At 64.7% G+C, this 10,646-nt stretch carries 11 protein-coding genes and 1 pseudogene; 6 read left to right on the forward strand and 6 right to left on the reverse strand.

All coding sequences use genetic code 11. From position 1 onward, the window contains the following. The 3 genes from EN943_RS29880 to EN943_RS29890 all read right to left on the reverse strand — a co-directional run. Nucleotides 1-824: ABC transporter substrate-binding protein (locus tag EN943_RS29880; RefSeq protein ID WP_127415726.1), on the reverse strand; the 824-nt coding region annotated here is incomplete at its 3' end. Nucleotides 825-894: 70 nt separating this feature from the next. Next, nucleotides 895-1,755 (reverse strand): ABC transporter permease, encoded by an 861-nt coding sequence (locus EN943_RS29885; RefSeq protein WP_127383345.1) that lies wholly within the window; start codon nucleotides 1,753-1,755, stop codon nucleotides 895-897. Beyond that, entirely contained in the window at nucleotides 1,752-2,579 is an 828-nt protein-coding gene (locus tag EN943_RS29890; protein ID WP_027037522.1) for an ABC transporter ATP-binding protein, read from the reverse strand. The genes EN943_RS29885 and EN943_RS29890 overlap by 4 nt, the downstream gene beginning before the upstream one ends. Nucleotides 2,580-2,915: 336 nt before the next feature. Between EN943_RS29890 and EN943_RS29895 the strand changes: the two genes are divergently transcribed. Both EN943_RS29895 and EN943_RS29900 read left to right on the forward strand, forming a co-directional pair. Then, complete coding sequence (locus EN943_RS29895) at nucleotides 2,916-3,860, forward strand: MurR/RpiR family transcriptional regulator (RefSeq protein WP_127415727.1); 945 nt, start codon at nucleotides 2,916-2,918, stop codon at nucleotides 3,858-3,860. Between the two features lie 114 nt (nucleotides 3,861-3,974). Then, nucleotides 3,975-5,765: an NAD(P)/FAD-dependent oxidoreductase gene (locus tag EN943_RS29900; RefSeq protein ID WP_127415728.1), complete on the forward strand. Its 1,791-nt coding sequence runs from the start codon at nucleotides 3,975-3,977 to the stop codon at nucleotides 5,763-5,765. 226 nt (nucleotides 5,766-5,991) lie between these two features. Here EN943_RS29900 and EN943_RS29910 read toward each other — a convergent pair whose 3' ends face one another. After that, on the reverse strand, nucleotides 5,992-7,224 hold the full coding sequence (locus EN943_RS29910) for an amidohydrolase/deacetylase family metallohydrolase (protein ID WP_127415729.1): 1,233 nt from the start codon (nucleotides 7,222-7,224) through the stop codon (nucleotides 5,992-5,994). A gap of 28 nt (nucleotides 7,225-7,252) precedes the next feature. Next, a complete protein-coding gene (locus tag EN943_RS29915; RefSeq protein ID WP_027037525.1) occupies nucleotides 7,253-7,618 on the reverse strand; it encodes a RidA family protein in 366 nt (121 codons plus the stop codon). A 223-nt stretch (nucleotides 7,619-7,841) separates the two neighbouring features. Between EN943_RS29915 and EN943_RS29920 the strand changes: the two genes are divergently transcribed. Next, nucleotides 7,842-8,327 carry a hypothetical protein gene (locus EN943_RS29920; protein ID WP_127415730.1) on the forward strand — a complete coding sequence of 162 codons (486 nt, stop codon included), beginning with the start codon at nucleotides 7,842-7,844 and terminating at the stop codon, nucleotides 8,325-8,327. Here EN943_RS29920 and EN943_RS29925 read toward each other — a convergent pair. After that, a complete protein-coding gene (locus EN943_RS29925; protein WP_127415731.1) occupies nucleotides 8,324-8,560 on the reverse strand; it encodes a hypothetical protein in 237 nt (78 codons plus the stop codon). The genes EN943_RS29920 and EN943_RS29925 overlap by 4 nt on opposite strands. Between EN943_RS29925 and EN943_RS29930 the strand changes: the two genes are divergently transcribed. The 3 genes and pseudogenes from EN943_RS29930 to EN943_RS29940 all read left to right on the forward strand — a co-directional run. Then, nucleotides 8,559-9,356 (forward strand): hypothetical protein, encoded by a 798-nt coding sequence (locus EN943_RS29930; protein ID WP_127415732.1) that lies wholly within the window; start codon nucleotides 8,559-8,561, stop codon nucleotides 9,354-9,356. The genes EN943_RS29925 and EN943_RS29930 overlap by 2 nt on opposite strands. Before the next feature lie 171 nt (nucleotides 9,357-9,527). Next, nucleotides 9,528-10,205 carry a winged helix-turn-helix domain-containing protein gene (locus tag EN943_RS29935; protein WP_127415733.1) on the forward strand — a complete coding sequence of 226 codons (678 nt, stop codon included), beginning with the start codon at nucleotides 9,528-9,530 and terminating at the stop codon, nucleotides 10,203-10,205. Further along, nucleotides 10,202-10,646, forward strand: a pseudogene (locus EN943_RS29940) (two-component sensor histidine kinase); the annotation flags it as partial. The gene EN943_RS29935 and the pseudogene EN943_RS29940, both read left to right, overlap by 4 nt.

Consider the following 10,646-nt stretch of genomic DNA (forward strand, 5'->3'; position numbering starts at 1 on the left):
TGCTCGAACACCGCTTCGACCGCCGCGCGTGGATTCTGGTAGCCGAATTCGAGGCCCATCGCCCAGCCGCGCAGGTACTTTTCCAAAAACGCCTTGCGGTCGGGATCCTCGAGATCGGCGGCACGCACGACGAAGGTGTTGGCCGGCAGCTTCGAATTCTGCACGCCCAGCCAGTATTCGAAGTCGAGCCCCTTGGCGATCCATTCGGCGCGCAGCCCTTCCCACGACAGGGCGGCGTCGCCCTGGCCGCCGGCCAGCGCCGTGCCCCAGGTCGGCCAGCCGGCCTCGACATATTTCACCTTCTTGATGTCGACGCCTTGCGCGGCCAGCAGCGGGTCGGTGATCGACTGCCAGGCGGCGGAGCCGAGCAGGATGGTCTTGCCTTCCAGCTTCTTCAGATCGTTCGATCCCTCGCCCTTGCGGAAGGCGATGCTGAACGTGTCGCGGGCGCCCATGTGGAACACCGACTTCAGCTTCATGCCGTTCTGGATTGCGAAGGAGAACACGCCGGGCGACGGGAAGCCCATATCGGCCTGGCCGACATCGACGAACTTCACCGTCGCGGTGCCGTCCGACGGCCCCGGCTGCATGTCGGTGTCCAGCCCATCGAAATAGCCGGCCTTCTTGGCTGCCCAGTAGGGATAGTCGTCGAGCACTTCAAGCGTGCCGCGCGGCGAGATCCAGGTGAATTTTCCGTAGGGTTCGGCCCTGGCCCTGAGGCCGGTGGCGCCGAGCGCCGTGGCCGTCACCAGACCGGCGCCGGTCACCTGCAGGAAAGTGCGGCGGCTGATCCCCGCCGGGTTGATCGAGAGATTATTGGTCATGGCATTCCCCTTTTTTGTTTGATGTCAGTCTCTTGCCGCCCGCCTCCCGGACGTCGTCATATCCCTGTGTTCAAGCCTCCCAGCTCGCCCATTTCTTGCCGATCAGGAAGAACAGCACGTAGATCAGGATGCCGAGCGTCGACAGGATCAGCACCACGGCGAAGAACTGCGGCATCTGGATCATCGACGAATAGGTGGTCAGCCGGTTGCCGAGGCCAAAGCCGCCGCCGACCATCTCCGCGCCGACCGCTGTCAGCAGGCCGAAGATGGCGCCAATCATCAGCCCGACCAAGATCATCGGCAGCGCCATCGGCGCGCGGATCTTCCAGAATATCTGCAAGGTGCTGGCGCCATAGGAGCGCGCCAGCGCGATCTTGGCGCTGTCGACGCGGCGAAAACCTGTCGCCGCGTTGATCATCACCATCGGCCCGGCGGCCAGCGCCACCGCGATGATGCGCGGCGTGTAGCCGAAGCCGAAGCGCAGGATCAGAAGCGGCACCAGCGCCAGCATCGGCGTGGTGACCAGAAGCAGGATGTAGGGCGCGACGATCTTCTCGGCGAACGGAAACTGGGTGATGACGGCGGCCAGCACCAGGCCGACGATCGCGCCGATGGTGAAGCCGGACACCAGCTCGACCAGCGTGTAGCCTAGATGCGGCGCGATCAGCGGAAACTCGTCGAACAGTGCATAGGCGATCGAGCTTGGCGGCGGCATGATGTAGAGCGGCACGTGGAACAGCCGCAACGCCAGCTCGATGCCGCCGATGATGATCACCGCCACAGCAAGAATGGCCGCCACCTCCTTGCCCGACTTGATGCCGGGGCCGCTGGCGAAGGCCGACAGATTGGTCAGGCTGACCTCGTGGCCATCGCCAGACTTGGCACCCGACTTGGACTTCGAGAATTCCGGAATGGCATCGCCCCCGCTCACGGCCTGATCCTCACGATTTCGGCGCTCGGGCGCTCCGGGGCTTTTGGCCGCGTGCGCTCGCCGACAATGTCCATCTTGATCCGGTTGGTGAGGTCGAAGACCTCCTTCGTCGCCATGATCTCCAGCGAGCGTGGCCGCGCAAACGGCACGCGATACTCCTTGGCGACACGGCCCGGCCGGGCGCTCAGCACCACCACCCGGTCGGAGAGGAAGATCGCCTCCTCGATCGAGTGGGTGATGAAGACGATGGTTGTCTTGGTGTCGAGCCAGATCTCCTCGACCAGCCGGTTCATCTCCTCGCGGGTGAAACTGTCGAGCGCGCCGAACGGTTCGTCCATCAAAAGCACCGAGGGCTTCAGCGCCAGCGCCCGCACGATCGCCGCGCGCTGCTGCATGCCGCCCGACAGCTCGCGCGGAAACTTGCCGCCGAAGCCGTCGAGACCGACCCGGTTGAGCAGATGCGCGATCCACGCCCGGTCCGGCTTCTCGCCCTTGATCTCGAAGGGAAAACGGATGTTGGCGTCGAGATTGCGCCACGGCAGGAGGTTCGCCTCCTGGAAGACGATGCCGATATCGGGATGAGGACCGGTGATCGCTTTGCCATCGAGCCGGATCTCGCCGCTGGTCAGGCTGTGCAGGCCCGACATCGACCACAAGAGCGTGGTCTTGCCGCAGCCGGAAGGGCCGACGATCGAGACGATTTCATTGGCGCTGACATCGAGGCTGCAACGATCCAGCGCCAGCAGGTCGCCGGAGGCCGTGTGATAGATCTTGGTCGCTGCCTGCACGCCAAGCTTCGGCTTTTTTGCATCGCCCGTGTTCATCTGCCCCCCGGGAAGATTGCGCGATGATCCATTGGCTCATCCCCAGCGAAATCAGTCTGTAACTATCCTACTTTCCTGTCAAGCACCGACGATGGTCGCCGTATCATGAAAATCGATTAGTATGTCTATCTGCTTGTTTTAATATCGGTTTTACGGCCTTGAAATGCATGTTGCTTTCCTACATACTTCCGGACTGACACGGGCTGGAGAGGAACGGAGGAAGGTGAGCTTTCCCCAACGACACGCTGCGGTTGCGATGCCGTCGGGCACGTGGAGCCAGGGCGTGCAAACATGCTAAGACGGCAGCCTCGCAACCCAGGGAAAGACCAGGAGCCCATGACCGAAGCTGGCAACCAGGACGAGCCTGTTCCAGGCCCCGATACCGAGGGGCGCGATCCTGTCCGGCGCATTCCCGACATCATCTCGCTGGTCAAGGACTCCTACAGCGAATTGCGCCCGGCCGAACGGCGTGTCGCCGATGTCGTTCTCGACGATGTCAAATACGCCGTCGACGCGTCCAACGCCGCCCTTGCCCAGCGCGCCGGGGTCAGCGAACCGACGGTGACCCGGTTCTGCCGCGCCATCGGCTGCGAGGGCGTGCGCGACTTCAAGCTGAAGCTGGCGCAGAGCCTCGTCGTCGGCGCGCTCTATCTGGCCAAGTCGCCTTCCGTCAGCAATGACAATGGCATGCCGTTCTGGAACGCCGTGTTCGGCGAGGCGAGGCGGGCGCTGCAGGAGGCCGAGCGGCAGCTCGACCCGGCGCAGTTGCAAAAGGCGGCCGATCTGATCGCCAAGGCGCGCCAGGTCACGGTCTTCGGCCTCGGCGGCAGCTCCTCGGCACTGGCGCAGGAAACCCAATACCGGCTGTTCCGCTACGGCATCACAGTCAGCGCCCAGTGCGACCCCTATCTGATGCGCATGACCGCCTCGACGCTCAAGCCGGGCGATCTGGTGATCGCCATTTCGGCGACGGGACGCACCCGCGAGGTGATCGAGGCCGTCGAGCTCGCCAAGCACTACCGCGCCAACGCCATCGCCGTGACCGCGCCCGACACCGAGCTCGCCCGCGCCTGCGACGTCAGGCTGACGGTGGCGGTGCCCGAATACCCCGACACGCTCAAGCCGACGGCGTCGCGCTTCGCCTTCCTGGCGGCGATCGACCTTCTGGCGGTGGCCTCCGCCTACAAGCTCGACGGCTCGGCCCGCGAGACGGTGCGCCGCATCAAATACAACGCCCAGATCCACCGCACCGGCAAGGAAATGGAACCGCTCGGAGACTAGCTCCCTTCTCCCCGTTCACGGGGAGAAGGTGCCGGCAGGCGGATGAGGGGCGGCGCCGAGTTCAACAATTGACGGTCCCAACTTGGCTTGGGCACATGCTCAAAGAGGGAAGACATGCTCGAAATAGCACCAACGAAACAGGCAGCCGCATGGCTCGAATCCCTGGCGCAGGCACTCGCAGCCGGCGACGTGGCCGCTGCGTCCAACCTCTTCGTCGACGATTGCTACTGGCGCGATCTCCTGACCTTCACCTGGAACATCACGACCATGGAAGGCCGCGTGGCGATCGCCGACATGCTGGCGACGACGCTGGCGACCGCCAAGCCGAGCGCGTGGCAACTGACCGGCGAGGCGATCTCGGACGATGGCACCATCGAGGCCTGGTTCAGCTTCGAAACCGCAGTGGCCAGGGGAGAGGGCATCATGCGGCTGCGCGACGGCCGCTGCCGCACGCTGTTCACGGCAATGACGGACCTGAAAGGGTTCGAGGAGCGCAAGGGGGCGGCGCGGCCGCTCGGCGTGCGCCACAAGGCCGATCCCCAGCGCGAGACCTGGTCGGAGGCGCGGGCGCGCGAGACGCGCGACCTCGGCACTGATGAACAGCCCTACTGCCTGGTCATCGGCGGCGGCCAGGGCGGCATCATGCTGGGCGCGCGGCTGCGCCAGCTCGGCGTGCCGACCATCGTCATCGAGAAGAATGCGCGGCCGGGCGATTCCTGGCGCAACCGCTACCGCACGCTCGTGCTGCACGATCCGGTCTGGTACGACCATCTGCCCTACATTCCCTTCCCGGAAAACTGGCCGGTGTTCACGCCCAAGGACAAGATGGGCGACTGGCTGGAAATGTACACGCGCGTCATGGAGCTCAACTATTGGGTCGCCACGAAATGCCTTAGCGCCAGCTATGACGAGATCGAAAAGGTCTGGACCGTGGTGGTCGACCGTGTCGGCCGGCAGATCACGCTGAAGCCGAAGCACATCGTCTTCGCCACCGGCGCCTATGGCCCGCCACGGCGGATCGATCTTCCGGGCGCCGACCGGTTCAAGGGCGAGTTGCTGCACTCCAGCCAGTATGCCAGCGGCGACAAATTCCGCGGCAGACGAGTCGCCGTCATCGGCGCGGCAAGCTCCGGCCATGATGTCTGCGTCGACCTCTGGGAAAGCGGCGCCGAGGTCACCATGATCCAGCGTTCGCCGACGACGGTGGTCAAGTCGGACACGCTGATGGAAGTCGGCTTCGAGATCTTCTCGGAAGACGCACTGGCACGCGGCATCACCACCGAGAAGGCCGACATGATCGTCGCCTCGACGCCGTTCGCGTTGGTGCCCAAGGGCCAGCGGGCGCTCTACGAGGTGATCAAGACGCGCGATGCTGCGTTCTACGACCGCCTGTGCGCCGCCGGCTTCGCCATCGATTTCGGCGACGACGAGACCGGCCTTCTGATGAAGGCCTACCGCACCGGCTCCGGCTACTACATCGATGTCGGCGCCTCCGACCTGATCATAAATCGCAAGATCGGCGTCCGCAGCGGCGTCGCCATCAAATCGCTGACGCCTGAAGGCATCCTGTTCGAGGACGGAACCGAGTTGGCGGCCGACGCCATCATCGCCTGCACCGGCTATCAGTCGATGAACGAGAATGTCGCCGCGATCGTCTCGCGCGAAGTCGCCGACAAGGTCGGCCCGTGCTGGGGTCTTGGCTCGGGCGTCAAGGGCGACCCCGGCCCATGGCAAGGCGAGCTGCGCAACATGTGGAAGCCGACCGCCCAGGAAGCGCTGTGGTTCCACGGCGGCAATCTGGCGCTGTCGCGCTTCTATTCGAAATATGTGGCTTTGCAGATCAAGGCGCGGATGGAGGGGATTGCGACGCCGATTTACGGGGCGGTTAGCAATTCGGGCCGGTAGTACCTCCTCCATCTGCGCAAGAGGTCGACCCCCACTCCGTCGAGCTACGCTCGACACCTCTCCCCCGATCGACGGGGGAGAGGAAAGGCGCGAGCTTATCCAGGCTGGCTCCCTTCCTCTCCCTCCGGAGGGGGGAGAGGTGGCGCCGCGAAGCGGCGACGGAGTGGGGGAAGCCATTCGCCAAACGCGCAGCCGCCGCAAGACAGGCACAACCTGCCGAGATCAGCTAATCATGCCGATGCCCAAAGTGCCTCGCCGCAACCTCGACATGCGTATGCGCGGCATGCGCCACAAAACGCTCGGTCTCGTTGTGATCAGCCGCCTCGTTCGGCCACCAGGTGCCGCCGATGACGATGCCTTCCGACATCAGCCTCTGATCAGCGACCAATGACGCGCCGACCGCATCGACGAAGGTGAAGCGGCCCGGGCGCTGCCGGAGCACGGCGACATCGCCGACGGTGCCGACCGCCAGCGTGCCCAGGTCAGGCCTGGCGATCGCCCGCGCCGGCGCTTGCGTGGCGGCGCGCAGGACCTCGACCAGCGGCATGCCGAGCGCCAGCAGCTTCGACATGCAGACCAGTATGTCGAAGGCCGGTCCGTCGACGCAGTAGAGATGCACGTCGCTCGAGATCACGTCCGGCGCCAGCCCTTCTTCGAGCATGGCGCGGGCGACCGCGAAATCGAACGAACCCATGCCGTGGCCGATGTCGAAGATGACGCCGCGCTCGCGCGCCAGCCGCATGTCCGGCCGCACCGCGCCGGAGGCGAACACCGGCGCATTGGGGAAAGGACGGAAGCAATGGGTGAGGATGTCGCCCTTGCGCAGCCGCGGCAGCACTTCCGAACGGCCGGGCGGCGGCTCGTCGATATGCGCCATCAGCGGCAGGCCGGCCTGGTCGGCGGCCTCCAGCGCCAGATCCACCGGCGCGATGCCGCTGGTGCCGCCGGCATGCTTGCCCGAGCGGACCTTTACGCCGACCACGACATCGCGGTGCTCGCGCACTGCCGCAACCACCTCGCGCGGTTCGCAGAGCCTGAGGTCGCTGCACTCGCCGACCGACACCGTCTGCGAGAAGCCGAAAATGCCGGCAAAGGAAATGTTGACATAGGCCAGGATGCGCACCTTCGAGCGCTCCATGACATGGCGGCGAAAGCCGAGGAAATTGCCCGCGCCCGCACTGCCCGCATCGATGAAGGTGGTGGTGCCGCTCTTGGCGGCCAGCCGGTCGGCATCGACGCCAAGCGACGTGCCACCCCAATAGACGTGGCTGTGCAGGTCGACCAGGCCCGGCGTGACGATGCAGCCGCCGGCATCGACGATTTGCGCGGCGCTGTCCGCAGGGATATCGGCATCGATCGCCGCAACGCGGCCATTGGCGATGGCGACATCACGTAGCGCGTCGAGGTCAGCGGCCGGATCGATCAGCCGTCCGCCCTTCAGCAGGAGGTCGAATTGCATTGGGGTCACCTCCGCTTCGTTGCTTTGCCTACAGAGGCCGGTAGGCGACCGCCTCGACCTCGATCTTGATATCGATCATCAACCGCGATTCGACCGTGGTGCGGGCCGGCGGGTCCTTGGGGAAGTGCCGGGCATAGACCGCGTTGAAGGCGCCGAAATCGCGCGCGTCTTCCAGCCACACGGTTGTCTTAACGACATCGTCCATTGTGCAGCCGGCCAGCGCCAGCGCGGCCTTGATGTTGGCGAGCACCTGCTCGGTCTGTTCCGATATGCCGCCCTTGACCACGATGCCGTCGCTGCCGACGGGAACCTGGCCCGAGACATAGACGAGATCGCCGGCCCGCACAGCTGGCGACAACGGCACATGCGACGTTCCAAAACACTGTTTCGGCAAGGGACAAGCCTCCTCTGATGACAGGACCGGGTGCCATGGCAGCGCGCCCGCTTCGATCGACATTTACGCCGATCGGGGCGATCCTCATAGGGGCCTTGTTGGAAAGCAACATTCTTCGAAATCCGCGTTGCTTTATTACAAGAGCGCTTGCATCGTACGCGCTGACGGACGGCTTGTAAGCCGCACCGCACAGACGCATTTGCCAGAGCGGAGACACCCAGCAATGACCTACGACAAGAACCCGTTTCCATCAGGCGATGCCGACCGCCACGCGCTGTGGGAAATGCTGGTGCGGCGCGACATCGACGCCTTCATCGGCCAGGACTGGGCCATGGTCGAGGATGATTTCATCGCCGAGAGCTTCTTCGGCATGCATGCGCATTTCCTCAGCAATGCCGACGCCTGGCGGCTGCAGTTTCCAAGGCTCGAAATCTATCGCGACGAATGGCTGCGCCAGGCCAAGGAGACGGCGGCGACGAAATTCGCCGAGCCGCTGCGCGAGGCGCTGTTTCGCGTCACCAACATGCGCGACATCGACGTCGACGGCGACCGCGCCGTGCTGCACAAGAAATTCGACGGCTCGGTCGCCAAGGCGGACGGCAGCGTCGACCGCCTGAAATGGCAGACGCTGTATTTCTGCAGCAAGGTCGGTGGCAGCTGGAAAATATCAGGCTTCGTCGGCTACATGCCGCATCCGCTCGGCAGCTAGAACCACCGATCACTAGAGCGCGCGTCCGCCATCAGCGTGCCGTTGAGCGGCGATGGCGGATGCAAGGCGCCGCATTCATCAAACGCATCGCCAGGCATTCGCAATGCCGTTTGCGCCCCATTCTTACGAATTTGTATGCCGCCGGACAGGCCGGTGTGAACTCGTTTGCTTACGATGCGCGGGTCGGATCGCCACCGCCCCGCCGCAACCGTCGACCTCTGGACTTCAGCCATGCTCGCGCCCCACAGGCAACAACCCGCCGCACCGAGCCACAACAGGGTTCCCGACGTCACCCTCGGCTTCTGGCTGGTCAAGCTGATGGCGGTCACCACGGGCGAGACCGCGGCGGACTATCTTGCCGACACGATCGGGCTTGGGCTGACCGCCACCTCGCTGATCATGACCGGCATCCTGATCGTAGCTCTCGTCCTGCAGTTTGCGCAGAAGCGTTACGTGCCGTGGGCCTACTGGCTGGCGGTGGTGCTGATCAGCATCGTCGGAACACTCGTCACCGACAACCTCGTCGACAATTTCGGCGTGCGCCTGCAGACGACGACCATCGCCTTCACGGTAGCGCTCGCCGCGACATTCGCGGTCTGGTACGCCAGCGAACGGACGCTGTCGATCCACACCATCTTCACCACCAGGCGCGAGATCTTCTACTGGCTGGCGATCCTCTTGACCTTCGCGCTCGGCACCGCCGCCGGCGATCTCGTCGCCGAAAGCTTCGACATGGGCTACCTCACCACAGGCCTGCTGTTCGGCGGCGCCATCGCGCTCATCGTGCTCGCCTACTGGCTGCTGCATCTCGACGGCATCCTGGCCTTCTGGCTCGCCTATATCCTGACGCGGCCGCTTGGTGCCTCCTTCGGCGACCTGCTGTCGCGGTCGGCCAGGCATGGCGGCCTGGGCTTCGGCACCATCTTCACCAGCCTGCTCTTCCTCGGCTGCATCATTGCGCTGGTCCTGCACATGACCCTGAAGGGGACAACCGACGAAGCCGATGAACTGTTGCTGGACCTGGACTGAAGCCTTGGCCTCGTCATCCGCGCGCGGAGCAAGGTGCGTAGCGACGCAGCGCGGACCCGACGATGACGAAGTTGGGAGAAGCCGCTCCGAATGCCTGCGCCTTCGTGACATCCTAGGAACGGACCCGTGCCGGTGATAGCCTTTCCATCTCGGCAACGGACCGGACCTTTCATGCGACTGCTTCTCGTCGAGGACGACCACAGGACGGCCGACTATATCGTCAGGGGACTGACCGAGGCCGGCCATGTTTGCGATCTCCTGCGCAACGGCCATGACGGGCTGTTCGCGGCGACCCGGGGCAATTACGACGTGATCGTTGCCGATCGGATGATCCCCGGCCTCGACGGCCTGTCGATGGTCAAGGCGGTGCGCGCCGCGGGCGTCCGGACGCCGGCGATCTTCCTCACCTCCGTCGGCGGCATCGACGACCGCGTCGAGGGCCTGGAGGCAGGCGGCGACGATTATCTGGTCAAGCCCTTCGCCTTTTCCGAGCTTCTCGCCCGCATCAACGCGCTTGGCCGGAGGCCGGCGGCGCAGGAACAGAAAACCGTCCTGCGGGTCGCCGACCTCGAAATGGACCTGATCATGCGGCGGGTCACGAGGCAGGGCCAGCCGATCGACCTGCAGCCCAGGGAATTCAGCCTGCTGGAAGTGCTGATGCGCGGCGAAGGCCGCGTCATCACCCGCACCATGCTTCTGGAGCGCGTCTGGGATTTTCATTTCGATCCGAGGACCAGCGTCGTCGAGACCCATATCAGCCGGCTGCGGGCCAAGGTCGACAAGCCTTTCGAAACCCAGCTCATCCACACCGTCCGCAACACCGGCTACAGCCTGCACGCGCCATCATGACCGGAACATGGTCCCGCCTGCTGCGCAGCACGCCGTTCCGGCTGGCCCTGACCTTCGCCTTCCTGTTCGTGCTCGCCTTCGTCCTGTCGGGCGCCATCGTCTACCAGATGATGAGCGCCGATCTTGCCGAGCGGCTCGACGACACCATCAAGGAGACCTACGCCGTCGTCGCCGCGACCTATGCCGAGAACGATCTCAAGGAACTGGTCGAAACCGTCGGCAGCCACTCCCTGCGCAGCCTCAAGAAGGAGCAGCTGTTTTCGCTGACCGACGCGACGGGCAATCGTCTGGCAGGCAACTTCACCGCGGCAGGGCTTCCCGACGGCTTCTCGATGTTCGACGCCGAAATGCCCGGCGTGCCGCCCGGCGCCGAGTACCGCGCCTATTCCGGCCCGGTCGGCGGCAACACCCTGACCGTCGCCTTCAGCCTTTCCGAGACGG

This window comes from Mesorhizobium sp. M7A.F.Ca.US.006.01.1.1, assembly GCF_003997935.1.
In the GTDB taxonomy this organism is placed as follows: domain Bacteria; phylum Pseudomonadota; class Alphaproteobacteria; order Rhizobiales; family Rhizobiaceae; genus Mesorhizobium.